This window comes from Streptomyces sp. NPDC091649, from assembly GCF_044756785.1.
Lineage (GTDB): Bacteria > Actinomycetota > Actinomycetes > Streptomycetales > Streptomycetaceae > Streptomyces.
Genome location: NZ_JBIVTR010000004.1, coordinates 325,477 through 341,119 on the forward strand (window position 1 = coordinate 325,477; position 15,643 = coordinate 341,119).

The following is a 15,643-nucleotide window of genomic DNA, read 5'->3' on the forward strand; positions in this document are numbered from 1 at the left end:
GGCGAGCCGAAGGCATGACAGTCATCACGGGGGCCGACGAGCTCCTCGACACCGAGGTCTACCTGGATCTGCGGCGGCTCCTGGACTGCCGCCTGTACCTGAAGTGCGAGGGCTTCAACTTCGCGGGATCGGTGAAGGTCCGGCCCGCGGCCTGGATGGTGGACGCCGCACAGCGCGAGGGCACCCTCGGCCCCGACTCCATCCTGATCGAGTCCTCCTCCGGCAACCTGGGAGTCGCGCTCGCCGTCATCGCGGCGTCGAAGGGACTCAGATTCGTCTGCGTCACCGACCCCAAGTGCAACCCGGCCGCGACCGACCTGATGAAGGCCCTCGGCGCCGAGGTCGTCGTGGTCGACGAACCGGACGCCACCGGCAGCTATCTCGCCGCGCGCAAGGACCACGTACGCGAGCGCTGCGCGCAGGACCCGCGCTACGTCTGGCTCAACCAGTACGAGAACCCGGCGAACTGGATGGCGCACTACGAGAACACCGCCCCCCTGCTCGCCAAGCAGTTCCCGGACCTGGACACGCTGTTCATCGGCACGGGCACCGGCGGGACCCTCATGGGCTGCGCCCGCTACTTCCGCGAGCACCGTCCGGGCGTGCGCATCGTGGCCGTGGACAGCGTCGGCTCGGTGAACTTCTCGGGCGCGCCCGGGCCCCGGCACATCCCGGGGCTGGGCGCGAGCACGCCCATGCCGCTGATCGACCCGTCCGTCGTGGACGAGGTCGTCTGGGGCGACGAGCGGGAGGCCATCCGCATGTGCCGGCGCCTCGCCTCCCGCGGCCTCCTCCTCGGCGGCTCCTCCGGGACCGTGATCAGCGCGGCCGCCGCATGGCTGGCGCGGCACGGCTCGGCGGACCGCACCGCGGTGGCCATCGCCCCCGATCTCGGCGAGCGGTACATCGACACGATCTACAACGACGCCTGGGTGGCGCGCCACTACCGCAGGGGCGCGCAGGACCTCTTGGAGAACCAGTGAACAACCCGCCCCCGACACCGGACTTCTCTGTGGTCACGGGTGCCGCCGTGCACCACGCGCTGGACGGCCGGCAGCAGGAGGTGTGCGAGCTCGTCGAGCGGACCTACCTCCTGCACGGCGAGGCCGGCACCGTGAATCCGCCCTCCTACTTCCTGCGGTTCCCCGACCGGCCCACCGCCCGCATCATCGCCCTTCCCGCCTCCGTGCGGGGCGAGCGACCGGTCGACGGCCTCAAGTGGATCTCCAGCTTCCCCGCCAACCTGGACCGGGGCATCCCCCGCGCCTCCGCCGTACTGATCCTCAACGACCCGGCGACCGGCTACCCGTACGCGTGCCTGGAGAGCTCCATCATCAGCGCCGTACGCACCGCGGCGTCGGCCGCCGTCGCGGCCCGCGCCCTCACCCGCAACCGGCCCGCGCCGCGCAGCGTCGGCTTCGTCGGCACCGGCCTGATCGCCCGCTACCTGCACACCTACCTGTCCGCACTGGGCTGGGAGCCCCGGGAGTTCGGGGTGCACGACCTGTCGGAGGAGTACGCCGAGGGCTTCGCCGGACATCTGCGCGAGACCGCCGGCGGCGCCGCCGTCCGCGTCCACGACAGTGCGGAGAGCCTGATCCGCTCCTCGGACGTCGTCGTCTTCGCCACCACGGCCGCCACACCCCACGTCGAGGACCCGTCCTGGTTCGCCCACCACCCGCTCGTGCTGCACGTGTCGCTGCGCGACCTGGGCACCGACGTCATCCTCGACAGCGTCAACGTGGTCGACGACATCGAACACGTCCTCAAGGCGGACACCTCCGTCCACCTCGCGGAACAGCGCACCGGAGGTCGCGACTTCATCGACGGCACCCTGTACGACGTGCTCACCGGCAAGACCGGTGCGCCCGCGGACCGCACCGTCGTCTTCTCCCCGTTCGGGCTCGGCGTACTGGACCTGGCCGTCGGCGACTTCGTCCACGGCAGGGCCCGGGAGACGGGCGCCCTCTCCGTGGTCGACGGCTTCTTCCACGACCTCGAACGCCACCGCGCCCCGTCTCCCCTGGGCGGCACGCGATGACCGCCGACCGCCACGACCGGGCAGAGCTGCCCCTCCTCCCCGGCGCCGCGGAGCGGGCCACCGCCCTGGCCCTGACCGCGGCCAAGGAGGTGGACACCGCCACCGGCGTCCTGGAGTACGTCGCCCGGCACGCCGAGAGGGACCCGGACCGCCCGGCGCTGACCGAGGGCGGACGCACCCTCGGCTACCGTGACCTGCTGCTGCGGGTCGCCGCCATCCGGGACCTCCTGCTCGACGAGGGCGTGGCCGCCGGGGACGTCGTCGCCTGTGTCGGTCCGCGCAGCGCCGAGACGCCCGCCGTGTTCCTGGCGCTGGAGAGCGTCGGGGCCTCCTACCTCCCGATCGACCTCGACTGGCCGCAGGAGCGGGTCCGCGACGTGCTGGAACGCAGCCGCGCCGCGCTCCTCCTCGACTACGCCTGCCTCACCGCGGCCCCGGCCGGCCCCGCGCACGCCGCCGCCGGAGCCGCCCGGGTGAAGGCCCTGCGCCTGCCGGCCGGCCCGGCGGCGGACGCGCCGCCCCGGAACACCGCCGACCGCTCGCACGAGGCGCGCTACACGATCTTCACCTCGGGCACCAGCGGGCGGCCCAAGGGCGCCACCGTCGAGCACCGGGGCATGCTCAACCACCTGTGGGCCAAGGTCGTGGACCTGTCCCTCGGCGCCGACGACGTCGTGGCCTTCACCGCTCCGCTCGTCTTCGACATCTCCATCTGGCAGATGCTCTGCCCGCTGCTCGTCGGCGGGCACGTCGTGGTCGTGGACGACACCGTCATGCGCTTCCCCCGACGGCTCGTCAAAGCCCTCGACGCCCACCGCGTCACGGTCGTCGAGCTGGTCCCCACGGTCGTGGGCTGGCTGGTCGACGAGACCCGCAGGCGCGACCCGGCCCCGCTGCGGGACCTGCGGTGGCTGCTGTCCACCGGCGAGGAACTGCACCCGCCGGTCGCCGAGCGCGCGATGACGGCCCTGCCCCAGGTCACCCTGGTCAACGCCTACGGTCCCACCGAGTGCTCCGACGACGTCACCCACCACGTGGTCACCCGCTCGGACCTGGAGCGCACCCGCCTCCCCGTGGGCTCGCCCGTCATCAACACGGCGCTGTACCTGCTGGTCGAACAGGACGCGGGCTGGCGGGCCGCGGAACCGGGCGAGTCCGGCGAGCTGTTCGTCGGCGGCGCCGGCGTGGGCCTGGGCTACCTCAACGACGCCGAGACCACCGCACGCGCCTTCTTCCGCGACCCGTTCGACCCCGCCTCGGCCACCGGCCGGCTGTACCGCACCGGCGACCTGGCGCGGTTCGACGAGGGCATCGTCCACTACCTCGGCCGCGGCGACCGCCAGGTCAAGGTGGCGGGCGTACGGATGGAACTCGACGAGATCGAGGCGGTGCTCAGCCGCCATCCCGCCGTCACCCAGTGCGCGGTCACCGTCAGCGGCGACGACGACGGCGGCCGGCTGGTCGCGCACTACAGCCGGCGTGCGCCCGTGACCCCCGAAGAACTCCAGCTCGCCGTACGCGCCGCCGTCCCGCCGGCCATGGTGCCCCGGCGCTGGCGGGAGTGGGAGGCGCTGCCCCTCACTCCCAACGGAAAGGTCGACCACCGGTCCCTGCGGGCGGCCGTCAGCCAGGAGGAGACGCGATGACCACCGCAACCCGAAAGACCGCGCCGGCGGACACCCCGGCCCCCGGCGGCCCGGACACCTCCGCCCTGCCCGCCCACGCCCGGCTGCTGCTCGCCCTGGCCAGGCCGCGTCCGGAGGCGGAGCACGAGCGCCTGGCCCGCTCGCTCGCCGGCCGCGACGATCTCGACTGGGGCGCCTTCCTCGACGCCGCGGCCCGCCACAAGCTGCTCCCGCTGGTCGGCCGCCATGTCTTCACCCACCGCCTCGACCGCGAGAGCGAGGGCGTCAAGGGCTTCCCGTACAGCTGGGTGTTCACCACCGCCTACCTGGGCAACCGCGCACGCAACCAGGCGCTGTCCGACGACTTCGGCCGGGTGTTCCGGGAGCTGGGCGAAGCCGGTGTCCGGCACGCCGTGCGCAAGGGCTTCTCGCTCGCCGAGGACGAGTACCGCGACCCCGGGCTGCGCCGGATCAACGACGTGGACCTGCTGGTCGACCGGGACGACGTGCCCCGGGCCCACGAGGTCCTGGAGCGGCTCGGCTACGTACAGGGAAAACTCGCCGACGACGGCGAGACGATCGTGCCGTTCAGCCGCAAGACGCAGATCTTCTGGCGCGTCAACCTCAGCAACCAACTGCCCTACCGCAAGGCCGGACACCGCCCGGACGTCCCCGAGTTCAACGTGGACCTGTGCCACGACATCTTCCAGAAGAAGTCCGGCGTCAGCGCACCGGCCCGCGAGCTGCTCGACCGCGCCGTGCCCAAGGTCCTGTGCGGCGCCCCGACCTGGATCCCCGAACCCGCCGACCGGCTGCTGGACCTCTGCTCCCATCTGCACAAGGAGGCCACCAGTCTGCAGTTCATCGAGGACAGCGTCGATCTCCAGATCAGCAAGTTCCTCGACGTGGCGCTCGTCGCCGCGAGCTACGACGAGGACGTGTGGCGCGCGTTCCTGACCCGGGTCGAGGAGTACGAGGCCGGCCCCATCGCCTACTACGCCCTGCACTTCACGGCCGAGCTGTACCCGGACGCGGTGCCGCCCGAGGTGCTCGACACGCTGCGGCCCGCGGACACCGCGTACCTGGACCAGTACGGAACCCTCGACGGCCAGACCGCCCGGTGGGCGCTGCCCTTCCTGGAGCGGCTGTTCGACACCGGCCGCGGGGACGCCACCGAACGCTCCAACGTCCCCCATGACTGACCGGCCCCGACCACCGGCCGGCGCCACCGCTCCCCCACCGAACACTCCGCCCTCTCACCGACATCGGGAACATCCATGAACACACCCTGGGACAGCCGTTTCGAGGCGCTGGTGATGCGGCATGTCGACCTCGGCCGCGACGGCGGACTGCGGCCGGACGACGACCTGCTGGGCCACGGGCTCGACTCCATCGCGATCGTCGAACTGGTCGTCTCCCTGGAGGAGACCTACGACATCGAGATCCCCGACGAGCGGCTCACCCAGCAGTCGTTCACCACGCCGGCCACCCTGTGGTCGGTCGTCTCCGGGCCGGCCGAGCGGGAACCGAGCCGGGAGGGCGCCGCGTGATCGTCTCCCTCGTGGGCTCGGACGGGGCCGGCAAGTCGACCGTCTCGCGGCTGGCCACCGAGCGGCTGGCCGCCGCCGGGACGCCGATCGAGCGGGTGGACCGCTGGGACATCGTCGACAACCCGGCGTACCCGGCGACCCGCTTCATGAAGCCCGATGTGCCCGACACCCGGCTCTGTGTCGCGGAGATGCCCAACCCGACCCGCTTCCTGTTCCTGATGTGGTCGATCTCCCACGCCCTGCTGGCCCGCACCCCCCAGGCGGTCAGGCCCGGCACGGTCACCCTGCTCGACGGCTACTGGATGAAGCACGCCGCCGCCGAGATCGTCTACGGCCTCGACCGCACCTGGGCGGAGGGCGTCGTCTCCGCGCTCCCCGTCTCCGGGCAGGTCCTGTACCTGCGGCTCGACCCCGAGCGGGCCTGGGAGCGCAAGGTCGGACGGGACGTCGTGCCCTACGAGTGCGGGATGGACCCCGAGTGCACACGGGAGAACTTCCTGACGCACCAGAACCGCATCCTGGCCGTGCTCGACGACTGGGCCGCGCGGTTCGGATGGCTCACCCTCGACGCCGAGGCGCCCCTCGACGACGTCGTCGGCCGGGTCGTGACCACCGTGTCCGGAGCGCTCGCGGAGGAGCGGTGAGCGCGCCCGCGGCTGCCGCCCCGCCCGTGCGGACCGGGGAGCCGCGCACCCTCGTCGTCAAGGTCGGCGGCAGCCTCGTCTCCGACAAGCGCACCGACGACCACCTGGACGCCGCGGCGGTGCGCGCGTACGCGGCGCTCGTCGCCGATCTCGTGCGGACCTTCCCGGGCCGCACGGTGTTCGTGGCCGGCGGCGGTGCCCTGGGGCACGGGGCGGTCCGCGACCTCGACGCCGCGGACGACTTCGCCGCCCTCGGCCTGACCCGGGCCACGTTCGCCGTCAAGTGGGCCTGGACCGAGGCGTTCCGGGAGGCGGGCGTCCGTGCCGTGCCGCTCCAGGTGGCCGCCATGTGCGCCGACCAGCCGTCCGGGGCCGTCGCCGACCTCACCGTCGTACGCCGGATGCTGGCCGAAGGGGTGCTGCCGGTGCTCTCCGGCGACTGCATCCTGACGGCCGACGGCGGCCTGCGGATCTACGGCAGCGACCAGGTGCCCGGCATGCTCGTCGACGGGTCGCTCGACCCCGTACGGATCGTCACGCTCACCGATGTGCCGGGCATCCTGACCGGGACCGGGCCGGACGGCCCCGTCCTGCCCTGGGTCAGCCCCGACGACCCGACGCCCGCGCACGCCCTCGTGTGGGAGACCGCCTCCTGGGACACCAGCGACGCGATGCGCGGCAAGGTCGACGCCATGGTCGAGCACGCCCGGCGCGGAGCCGAGTGCGTGATCACCCGCGGCGACCCCGCCTCGGCCTCGCTGCACCACCTTCTCGCACCGATGAGCCGGTGGCCGGCGGACGTGCCCCACACCCTGATCTCGCGCACCCGCCCCGTCCCGGCCCACCGAACACCCGCCACCCCGCCCCCGACCGGGGGCGCGGGTACGGCCGGCACCGACGGCCGCCCGCCGTCCCCGTCCGGCTCCAGCACCTCGTCCGCCCGCTCCTGAGGAGATTCCGGCATGTCCGCCACCACCGCCAAGCCCGCCGCCGGCCGTCTGGTTCTGCTCAACCCCGGCCCGGTCAACGTCCACGACGACGTGCGCGCCGCCATGACCTCGCCCGACCAGTGCCACCGCGAGCCCGAGGCCGCCGCGCTGATGACCCGGGTCCGGGAGAAGGCCACCCGCATCAGCGGCGGCGACGACACCTGCACCTCGGTGCTGCTGGCCGGCTCGGGAACCGCCGCGCTGGAGGCCGCGTTCTCCTCCATCGTCCCCGCTGACGGCCGCATCCTGATCCTCGACAACGGCAACTACGGCGAGCGGCTCTGGCGCATCGTCGACGTGCACGGCATCCCGTACCGCCGCATGGAGTTCGGCTGGTGCAACCCGATCGACGTGGACGCCGTCGACCGCGCCCTCGCCGAGGACCCGGGCATCACCCACGTCGGCCTGGTCCACCACGAGACCAGCACCGGCATGCTCAACCCGCTCCGCGAGATCGGCGCCGTCGTCGCCCGGCACGGCCGGCAGTTCGCCGTGGACGCCATCAGCAGCCTCGGCTCCGAGCGGCTCGACCTGCGCGCCGACCACATCGACTGGTGTGTGGGCACCGCCAACAAGTGCCTTGAGGGGCTGCCCGGCGTCAGTTTCGTCACCGCCCCGCGCCACCGCCTGGAGGAACTGAAGGACGTACCGGCCCACACCTTCTACCTGGACCTGTACGGCCACTTCATCTCCCAGGACCGGAAGAACGCGCCGCTGTTCACCCCCGCCCTCCAGGTCATGACCGCGCTGGAGGAAGCCCTGGACCGGTCCCTCGCGGAAGGCGCCGAGGGCCGCGGCGCCCGCTACAGCGCGCTCGCCGAACAGGTCCGGTCGGGCCTCGCCGAGCGCGGCGTCCGCTTCCTGCTCCCGGCCGGGCAGCGCGCCAACTCCGTGACGAACGTGTACGTCCCCGAGGGCATGACGTACGACGAGCTGCACGACGGCCTCAAGACCGAGGGGTACGTCGTCTACTCCACGCAGGAACAGCTGGAGGGCGTCTTCCGCGTCGCCAACATGGGCCAGCTGGACGCCGACGACATCACGGGCTTCCTCGCCGCCTTCGACCGTGTGGTCGCCAAGTACGCCGACCGGAACGTGTGACCGGACCGCAGCGGCTCGCTCCCACCACTCTGATCAAGGAGACCCACCGTATGCGTTCCAACCGACTCGCCATCGTCGGCGCGGGCCCCAGCTGCACCTACGTGCTGGACCGGCTCGCCGCGACGGCGCGGGCGGCGACGACGGCGCTGTCGCTCGACATCCACATCTTCGACCACGCGGGGCAGTTCGGCGCCGGGCAGGTGCACAGCGCCGATCAGCCGGTCACCAGCTTCCTCAACCGCATCGTCGGCCAGGTGGCGTTCGCGGCGGACGAGAGCGTCGTCGGCGCGGGGCCGCTGCTGCCGAAGGAGGACCGGCCCACCCTGCTCGAATGGTGCCGCGCCCGGTACGAGGAGACCGAGGACCCCGTCTTCGACCTGGCCGCCGAGGACTGGCCGAAGCGCTACGTCCACGGCCTGGCGCTCGCCGACCAGTTCCGTCGGTATGTCAGGATGTTGCGGCAAGTGCCGGGCGTGGAGGTCCATTTGCATCACAAGGAGGTCACCGACCTTCGGGAGCTGCCGGACGGCCGCCTGGCCGTCGTCGGCGGCGGCGAGCACGTGCTCGACGCCGACCAGGTCCTGATGCTGACCGGGCACTCCTCCAACGACCCGGCCCGCTACCCGCGCCAGGCCGAGTGGGCCCGGTTCGCCGATCGGCACCGGGCGGCGTTCGTCCCCTCCGCCTACCCGCTGGAGAACGCCTTCGAGCCCGGTCAGGCGGGCCCCGGCAGCACCGTCGGCTGCGTCGGCATGGGCCTCACCGGCATCGACGTCATCCTGCACCTGACCGAGGGCCGGGGCGGAGTCTTCGAGGAGCGGCCCGACGGCACCCTGGCCTACCGGGCCTCCGGACAGGAGCCCGACTCCATCGTCCTGTTCAGCCGCGCCGGGCTGTTCACGTTCGCCCGGCCCTACAACGCCAAGGAACGCGACCCGGAGGAACTGGAGCACCGGGGCGTCTTCCTGGTCGAGGAGGCGGTGCACCGGCTGCGCCGCTCCGCCGGCCGGCCCGTCACCATCGGCGGGGCCGAACAGCGCCAGCTCGACTTCCGCGACCACGTCTTCCCCGTGATCGTGCTGGAGATGGCCCACCTGTACTACACGACCCTGCTCGGCGCCGACTTCGGCCGCCGTCTGGAGGCGGCCGCCCGGCCCGCGTACGAGGCGTTCCTCGCCGACGGCGGGCGCGGCGCCCCCTCCGACGACTCCGTGCGGCGCCTCCTGTCCCCGCTGGAGGCCCTGGTCGACGAGGCGGCTCAGGCGCTCGACGCGGTCCTGGCGGGCACACTGGACCTGGCCTCGGCGGCCGCGGAGCACACGTGGGACGCCGAAGCGGCGCTGCGGCGCCTCCTGGACGTGGTTTTCGGACCCGAGCAGGCGGCCGGTCTCGCCGCAAGGCTGCCCGACCCGGCCGGGTTCGCCGCCGGCGTCGCGGCCGCGACGTCGCCCTGGCGGCACCCGAAGAGCCTCGGCACCCAGCGGTTCTCCTGGGAGCGCTCGATCCGTCCGATCGACCGCGCCTCCTTCGCCACGCCCGGCGAGTACCGCGCGGCGATGCTCGACTTCCTCGACCTCGACCACCGCTGGGCCGCCCAGGACAACCTGTCCAACCCGGCCAAGGCGGCGGCCGACGGGGTCTGGCGCGACCTGCGGGACGTACTGGCGGCGGCGGTCGACTTCGGCGGGCTGCACGCCGCCTCGCACCGGGACTTCCTGGACGTCTTCATGCGCCACCACAACCGGCTCTGCAACGGCGCCGCGCTGGAGGTCATGGAGAAGATCCGCGCCCTCATCGAGCACGGCCTGGTCGATGTCTCGGCCGGGCCCGAGGCCGAAGTGTCCCTGGACGAGAACAGCGGACGCTTCGTGGTGCGCGGCGGTGTCACCGGCGCCGAACTGCCGGTCGACATCCTCGTCGACTCGCGCGTCCACCCCTTCGACGCCGAGAACGACGTACGGCCGCTCTACCCGAACCTGCTGCGGCACGGCCTCGTCCGCAAGTGGAGCAACCCGGGCATCGGCGAGGCGGACTTCGCCCCCGGCGGGCTGGACCTCACCGAGGACTTCCACCCGGTGCGCGCCGACGGCGAGGTGGACCGGCGGCTCACCCTGCTCGGCCCGCCCAGCGAGGGCGTGATGTTCTTCCAGCTGGGGGCGCTGCGCCCGAACCAGAACCATCACGTCATGCAGGACATCCTGCGCTGGATCCGGGAGTTCTGGGGCCAGAACGACACCGCCGCCGACACCGTCGGCGAGCGCATCACCACAGGGGTGTGAACGATGACGACCACACACGGCGACGGCGCCGCACGGCTCGACGAGATCGCGGCCGTCCACGCCCGCCTGCGCACGGACGCGGCCACGCTGGACGACGCGGCGGCCCGTGAGGCGACGGAACTGCCGGGCTGGAGCAGGGGACACGTCCTCACCCACCTCGGCGACCTGGCCCGCGCCTTCGCCCGGCAGGCGCGCTACGCACTCCAGGACCGCACCGTCGAGGTCTACGACGGCGGCCGTCCGGGCCGGGACGCGGCCATCGAGCGGGGCGCCGGCCGCCCCGCCGCGGAGCTGCGCGAGGCACTGGAGGACGGGCTCACGCAGCTGGAGAAGGCGTGGGCCGAGCTGGGCTCCGACGACTGGGGCCTGCGCTGCGCCTACCGCGACGCGGACCTGCTGGCCACCCAGCTGTGCTGGTGGCGCGAGGCGCACATCCACTACGCCGACCTCGGCACCGGCTACCGGCCCGAGGAGTGGAGCGACGCCCTCGGCGCGCACCTCGTCGGCTACCTGCTGCCCCGGCTGCCGGCGGACCGCACCACGGTGCTGCTGTCCGCCGACACGTCGCGCCGCTGGGAGTACGGGGCGGGCGCCCCCACCACGGTGCACGGCACCCAGAACACCCTGGCGGCCTGGCTCGCCGGGCGGTCCGCCGCCCAGCTGCCCAAGGCGTACGGGTCCACCGATTCCCTGCCGGACCTGGGCTCCTGGCCCTGACCGGCGGCTCCGGCCACCGCACCCCGCGGACCGGGACACCACGCACGATCGAAGGAGACGACAGGCATGGCGGCACAGACACAGAGTCTCAGCGGTGACACCACTCTGGTGCTGCCCGAGTTCGACACCCCGCCGCAGGACCCCTGCCCGCTGATGCGTGCCTGGCTGGACTCAGCGGTGGAGCGCGGGGTCCGCGAGCCGTACGCGGCGGTGCTGGCCACCGCCGACCGGTCGGGCCGGGCGTCGAGCCGGGTGCTGCTGGTCAAGGAGATCGACGACCGGGGGCTGCAGTTCACCAGCTTCCGGGGCAGCCGCAAGGGCCAGGACCTGGCCGGGACGCCCTGGGGGTCGCTCACCTTCTACTGGCGCGAGACGCTCCAGCAGCTCACGGTGCAGGGCCCGGTGGAGGTCCTCACCGGCGCCGAGTCCGACGAGCTGTTCGCCCGGCGTCCGCTCGCCGCGCAGGCCACCACCGCGGTCTCGCGGCAGAGCCGCCCCCTCGACGACGAGGCGGAGCTCAAGGCCGGCGCGAAGGCCCTGGCCGCCGGGGGCGGCCCGGTCGCCCGCCCCGAGGAGTGGACCGGCTACCGGCTCGTACCGGAGGCCATCGAATTCTGGTACGGCAGCCCCGACCGGCTGCACCGGCGGCTGCGCTACGACCGCGGCGCCGAAACCGCCGGCTGGACGCATCAGCGCCTCCAGCCCTGAGGCGCTCGATCCTCATCCGCCCAGCGACAACCTTGGAGACACCCCATGTACGCTACCGAGCCGCTCCGGGCGGTGGCCGACGACCTGGTCAGCGAGCTGCGCCGGCACCGTCCGCCGGACTGCGCGGGCACCTCGGGCGCGGTCCAGACCTGGCACCGCACCAGCGGGCGCTTCGCCGAGGGCCGGGTCAGCGACATCAGCGTCCAGCGGGGCGAGGGCACGTCCGCCCGGTATGTGCTGCGTGACGGTTTCCGCCACCGCTCGGTGTCGGGCCTCGATCCGTACGCCGCCGTCCTGGACGGGGTCGGCGGCCGTGCCCCGTCGGGCGCGGGACGGGGCGCCGGGGCCCGTCCCGGGCCGGAGTGGATGGACCTCTCCGCCGTCCTGTCCGTGCTCGGCGACCTGGAGAAGTCGGCCCGGGACTTCGACCCGGCGGTGGCCCAGGTCGTCATCGACTTCGAGCTGAGCGAACAGGACATGGTCCTCGCCCAGGACGACCGGCTCCGCGAGGAACACCGGCTGCTCAGCTATCTCACCGTCCGCGTCATCGCCCGCCGGGGCGGCCGGATGTCCACCGGCTTCTACACACCCGGCACCAGCGGCACCCTGGACGGCATCGACGCCGCGGCCGCCGGCACCGAGGTCGCCCGGCGCGCGGTGACCGGCCTCGACGCCCGGCCCGCCCCGGTGGGCCACCTGCCGGTCGTGGTGGCCGGGGGGCGCGGCATGGTGCTGCTCCACGAGGCGTGCTGCCACCCGCTGGAGGGCGACGAGGTGCTGCGCGGCTCCGTCTACGCCGGGCGGCTCGGCGAGACGATCGCCTCCCCGCTGGTCACCATCACCGACGACCCGACCGTCCCCGGAGCGGTCGGCTCCTTCGGCCACGACGACGAGGGGACGCCCGGCACACCGACGACGCTCATCGAGAACGGCGTCCTCAAGGGCTATCTGACCGACCAGGAGTCGGCGGCGCGGCTCGGCCTCCCGCCCAGCGGCAACGGCCGGTGCACCACCGTGCTGCACCCGCCGCAGCCCCGGATGACGAACACCTGCCTGGCGGCCGGCACGTCCGGCGTCGAGGACATCGTCTCCGGCACCGAGTTCGGGATCTACGCCCAGCACGTCGGCGGCGGCGAAGTCATCGAGTCCACCGGCGAGTTCACCTTCCGGGTGACCAACGGCTTCCTGATCGAGAACGGCAGGATCACCGACCCCATCGAGGAAACCACCATCACAGGAACGGGAACCCAGGTGCTCAGGGACATCGACGCGATAGCCGACGACCCCGTCGTCGGGGCGGCCAAGTGCGGCAAGTTCGGCCAGTGGGTGCCGGTGGGCGTGGTGGGCCCGACCCTGCGCGTGCGCTCCCTCCTGGTCGGCGGTACCGGACGATGAGCGAGGCATCCGACTTCCTGAACGCGACCGCCGCGGAACGGGGCGCCGACTGCGAGGTGTGGGAGAACGCCCACGAGACCGACGAACTGGTCTGCCGGGACGGCGCGGTGGAACGCCGCGTCGCCACCGCCGCCACGGCCACCGCCCTCACCGTCTGGAAGGACGGGACCGAGGGGTACGCCGTGCACATCCCCGGCGGAGCCGACGCCTCGCTCGTCGACACCGCCCTCGCGGTCGGCCGGGCCCTGGGCTCCGCGCCGCCCGCGCCCGCCCACCGCACCCCACCGCCCGCGGAACCGGGACCGGGCCCGCTCGCGGACCCGCGGCTCGACGAGACCGTGGCCCAACGCCTCGCCAAGCTCACCGCGGACCCCGGCGACGTGGACGTCGAGCTGCGCGCCAGGGCCGACCGGTCCCGGGTCCTGCTGCACCGGGCCGGCGGCGAGCCGCTGCGGCACACCACCGGCACCTTCCAGCTACAGGCCCGGATCACCGCCAAGGGCCGGCGCGTCGGGTTCATCGCGCACCAGATGTTCGGCCGGTCGGCGGACGCCGTCCTGGCGGACGCCGAAGGCACCGAGCTGGCGGAGCTGACGGCCCTCGCCCGGGTGCTCGCCCGCGACCCCGTGCCCCACCTCTCCCACGACGACGTCCTCCTCGACGGGCGCGTCATGGTGAAGCTGTTCATGCTCGCCGTGCCCGCCTTCCAGCTCGACTCCGTCCTGGAGGGCCGCTCGCCGCTGGCCGGCCGCACCGGCGAACGGATCGGCAGCGCGGGCCTGTCCCTCGTGGACGACCCCCTGGCGGCGGACAGCCCCCTGCCCACGCCCTGGGACGACGAGGGCACCGCCTGCCGTGCCACCACGCTGCTGGAGGACGGTGTGCTGCGCGGCTTCCTCAGCTCGCGCCGCACCGCCGCCGAGGCGGGGACGGTGAGCACCGGATCGGGCCGCCGCGGCGCCTCCGGCGAGATGCCCACCGTGCAGCCCGGGTTCCTGGCCCTGCGCCCCGGCACCCCGCTGGGCGACGCCCCGCGCGACGGCCGGACCCTGCTGAAGGTGGTCCAGGCCAACGGCGCCCACACGTCGAACGTCATCACCGGCGACTTCTCCATCGGCGCCAACGCGGTCCTCGTCACCCCCGACGGCGCCCAGCACAACGCCGGCAACATCACCCTCGCCGGCAACGTCTTCGAACTGCTCACCCGGATCGACGGCCATGACGGGCGACCGCGGGTCAACCGCGGGCACACCTCCTTCGTCACGAGCCCCGGCGTCTGGACGTCCGGGCTGGCGATCGGACGGTAGCCGCGCCATGTCACTGCTCAAGCACCGGGACTTCCGCTTCTTCTGGGCGGCCCAGACGGCCAGCACCTTCGGCGCCAACATGAGCCGGGTGGCGCTGCCGCTCCTGGCCGCGACGACGCTGGCCGCCACCCCCTTCGAGATGGGGCTGCTGCAAGCCGCGCAGACCATCGCGTTCCTGCTCATCGGCCTGCCGGCGGGCACGCTGGTGGACCGGATGCGCCGACGGCCGATCCTCATCGCCTGCGACCTGCTGCGCGCGCTCTTCCTGGCGCTCCTGGTCCTCGGGTTCGCCCTGGACCGGGTCGACTTCACCGGGCTGATGGTGGTGACACTGGCGATCGGCTTCGCCACCGCCTTCTACGAGATCGCCTACCAGTCGTACATCCCGGCCGTGGTGGGCCGCGCCCACCTCGTCGAGGGCAACGCCAAGCTGGAGAGCACCAACGCGGTGTCCCGGCTCGCCGGTCCCACGCTCGGCGGCTCGCTCGTACAGCTGCTGGGCGCCACGTTCACCGTCGCCTTCCAGGCCGTGAGCCATGTGGTGTCGGCGCTGCTGGTGGCCCGGATGCGTACCGTCGAGGAGGCGCCGGCCCGCGGGGACCGGCGCCGGATGGCGGCCGACATCAGCAGCGGCCTGCGGTACGTGCTGCGGCATCCGGTGTTCCGGGCCATCACCGGCTCCGCCGCGACGTACAACTTCTTCTACGCGGTCATGCTGCCGCTGGTGATGCTGCTGCTGGTGGAGGAGCTGGACCTGCCCGGCACCACCGTCGGCGTGCTGATGGCGGTCAGCGGACTCGGCGGCATCCTCGGCGCGGCGGCGGCCGGCCGGCTCGCCCGGCGGTTCGGGCAGGTGCGCGCCATGTGGCTGGCGTATCTGGTGACCGTGCCGACCACCCTGCTGATGCCGCTGTCGCACGACGGCTGGGGAATCGCGCTGTTCGCCGTCCCCTGGTTCACCGTCAGCTTCGGCATCGTCGTCTACAACGTCGGCCAGGTCAGCATCCGCCAGGCCCTGTGCCCGCCGGACATGCTGGGACGGATGAACGCGAGCGTGCGGTTCATCGTCTGGGGCATCCTCCCGCTCGGCTCGCTCACCGGCGGGGCGCTCGGCGAGTGGATCGGCCTGCGCGGCGGCCTGTTCGTCGCGGCCGCCGGGATGAGCGCCGGAGTCCTGTGGCTGCTCATGTCCCGGCTGGTCCGGATGCGCGACCTGCCCGCCGAGGAGCCGCGTGCGGTGCCCGACCCGGCCCCCTCCCCCTGACGAGACCCGAACCCGACCGGCCC

At 73.2% G+C, this 15,643-nt stretch carries 14 protein-coding genes; all 14 read left to right on the top strand.

What is annotated here, in order from left to right; genetic code table 11:
• The first annotated feature begins 14 nt into the window (after positions 1-14).
• The 14 genes from sbnA (at position 15) to ACIQMU_RS11220 (ending at position 15,620) form a co-directional block, all read left to right on the top strand.
• Positions 15-983, top strand: coding sequence for a 2,3-diaminopropionate biosynthesis protein SbnA (gene sbnA / locus ACIQMU_RS11155; RefSeq protein WP_402688698.1), 969 nt, complete (start codon positions 15-17; stop codon positions 981-983).
• The gene (gene sbnB / locus ACIQMU_RS11160; protein ID WP_352239569.1) at positions 980-2,041 is read left to right on the top strand and encodes a 2,3-diaminopropionate biosynthesis protein SbnB; all 1,062 of its coding nucleotides are present in this window, start codon (positions 980-982) and stop codon (positions 2,039-2,041) included. Before sbnA ends, sbnB begins: the two co-directional genes overlap by 4 nt.
• Entirely contained in the window at positions 2,038-3,687 is a 1,650-nt protein-coding gene (locus ACIQMU_RS11165) for an amino acid adenylation domain-containing protein (protein ID WP_402688699.1), read from the top strand. The genes sbnB and ACIQMU_RS11165 overlap by 4 nt, the downstream gene beginning before the upstream one ends.
• Positions 3,684-4,868 (top strand): nucleotidyltransferase family protein, encoded by a 1,185-nt coding sequence (locus ACIQMU_RS11170; protein WP_352239571.1) that lies wholly within the window; start codon positions 3,684-3,686, stop codon positions 4,866-4,868. Before ACIQMU_RS11165 ends, ACIQMU_RS11170 begins: the two co-directional genes overlap by 4 nt.
• Before the next feature lie 75 nt (positions 4,869-4,943).
• Positions 4,944-5,216 (top strand): phosphopantetheine-binding protein, encoded by a 273-nt coding sequence (locus tag ACIQMU_RS11175; protein ID WP_352239572.1) that lies wholly within the window; start codon positions 4,944-4,946, stop codon positions 5,214-5,216.
• The gene (locus tag ACIQMU_RS11180) at positions 5,213-5,860 is read left to right on the top strand and encodes a thymidylate kinase (RefSeq protein ID WP_352239573.1); all 648 of its coding nucleotides are present in this window, start codon (positions 5,213-5,215) and stop codon (positions 5,858-5,860) included. The genes ACIQMU_RS11175 and ACIQMU_RS11180 overlap by 4 nt, the downstream gene beginning before the upstream one ends.
• Complete coding sequence (locus tag ACIQMU_RS11185) at positions 5,857-6,810, top strand: hypothetical protein (protein ID WP_402688700.1); 954 nt, start codon at positions 5,857-5,859, stop codon at positions 6,808-6,810. Before ACIQMU_RS11180 ends, ACIQMU_RS11185 begins: the two co-directional genes overlap by 4 nt.
• 12 nt (positions 6,811-6,822) lie before the next feature.
• Positions 6,823-7,950, top strand: a complete 1,128-nt coding sequence (locus ACIQMU_RS11190; protein WP_352239575.1) for an aminotransferase class V-fold PLP-dependent enzyme — start codon at positions 6,823-6,825, stop codon at positions 7,948-7,950.
• 50 nt (positions 7,951-8,000) lie between these two features.
• On the top strand, positions 8,001-10,229 hold the full coding sequence (locus ACIQMU_RS11195; protein ID WP_402688701.1) for an FAD/NAD(P)-binding protein: 2,229 nt from the start codon (positions 8,001-8,003) through the stop codon (positions 10,227-10,229).
• A 3-nt stretch (positions 10,230-10,232) separates the two neighbouring features.
• On the top strand, positions 10,233-10,946 hold the full coding sequence (locus ACIQMU_RS11200) for a maleylpyruvate isomerase family mycothiol-dependent enzyme (protein WP_352239577.1): 714 nt from the start codon (positions 10,233-10,235) through the stop codon (positions 10,944-10,946).
• A 66-nt stretch (positions 10,947-11,012) separates the two neighbouring features.
• Positions 11,013-11,654, top strand: a complete 642-nt coding sequence (phzG, locus tag ACIQMU_RS11205; protein ID WP_352239578.1) for a phenazine biosynthesis FMN-dependent oxidase PhzG — start codon at positions 11,013-11,015, stop codon at positions 11,652-11,654.
• A gap of 45 nt (positions 11,655-11,699) precedes the next feature.
• Entirely contained in the window at positions 11,700-13,049 is a 1,350-nt protein-coding gene (locus ACIQMU_RS11210; protein WP_352239579.1) for a TldD/PmbA family protein, read from the top strand.
• Entirely contained in the window at positions 13,046-14,356 is a 1,311-nt protein-coding gene (locus ACIQMU_RS11215; RefSeq protein WP_402688702.1) for a metallopeptidase TldD-related protein, read from the top strand. The genes ACIQMU_RS11210 and ACIQMU_RS11215 overlap by 4 nt, the downstream gene beginning before the upstream one ends.
• 7 nt (positions 14,357-14,363) lie before the next feature.
• The gene (locus ACIQMU_RS11220; RefSeq protein WP_352239581.1) at positions 14,364-15,620 is read left to right on the top strand and encodes an MFS transporter; all 1,257 of its coding nucleotides are present in this window, start codon (positions 14,364-14,366) and stop codon (positions 15,618-15,620) included.
• Positions 15,621-15,643 lie beyond the last annotated feature (23 nt).

Excerpts from the sequence above, each read along its gene's own strand:
- sbnA (WP_402688698.1), top strand. The coding sequence starts at position 15 with ATGACAGTCATCACGGGGGCCGACGAGCTCCTCGACACCGAGGTCTAC.
- ACIQMU_RS11165 (WP_402688699.1), top strand. The coding sequence starts at position 2,038 with ATGACCGCCGACCGCCACGACCGGGCAGAGCTGCCCCTCCTCCCCGGC.
- ACIQMU_RS11170 (WP_352239571.1), top strand. The coding sequence starts at position 3,684 with ATGACCACCGCAACCCGAAAGACCGCGCCGGCGGACACCCCGGCCCCC.
- ACIQMU_RS11175 (WP_352239572.1), top strand. The coding sequence starts at position 4,944 with ATGAACACACCCTGGGACAGCCGTTTCGAGGCGCTGGTGATGCGGCAT.
- ACIQMU_RS11190 (WP_352239575.1), top strand. The coding sequence starts at position 6,823 with ATGTCCGCCACCACCGCCAAGCCCGCCGCCGGCCGTCTGGTTCTGCTC.
- ACIQMU_RS11195 (WP_402688701.1), top strand. The coding sequence starts at position 8,001 with ATGCGTTCCAACCGACTCGCCATCGTCGGCGCGGGCCCCAGCTGCACC.
- ACIQMU_RS11200 (WP_352239577.1), top strand. The coding sequence starts at position 10,233 with ATGACGACCACACACGGCGACGGCGCCGCACGGCTCGACGAGATCGCG.
- phzG (WP_352239578.1), top strand. The coding sequence starts at position 11,013 with ATGGCGGCACAGACACAGAGTCTCAGCGGTGACACCACTCTGGTGCTG.
- ACIQMU_RS11210 (WP_352239579.1), top strand. The coding sequence starts at position 11,700 with ATGTACGCTACCGAGCCGCTCCGGGCGGTGGCCGACGACCTGGTCAGC.
- ACIQMU_RS11215 (WP_402688702.1), top strand. The coding sequence starts at position 13,046 with ATGAGCGAGGCATCCGACTTCCTGAACGCGACCGCCGCGGAACGGGGC.
- ACIQMU_RS11220 (WP_352239581.1), top strand. The coding sequence starts at position 14,364 with ATGTCACTGCTCAAGCACCGGGACTTCCGCTTCTTCTGGGCGGCCCAG.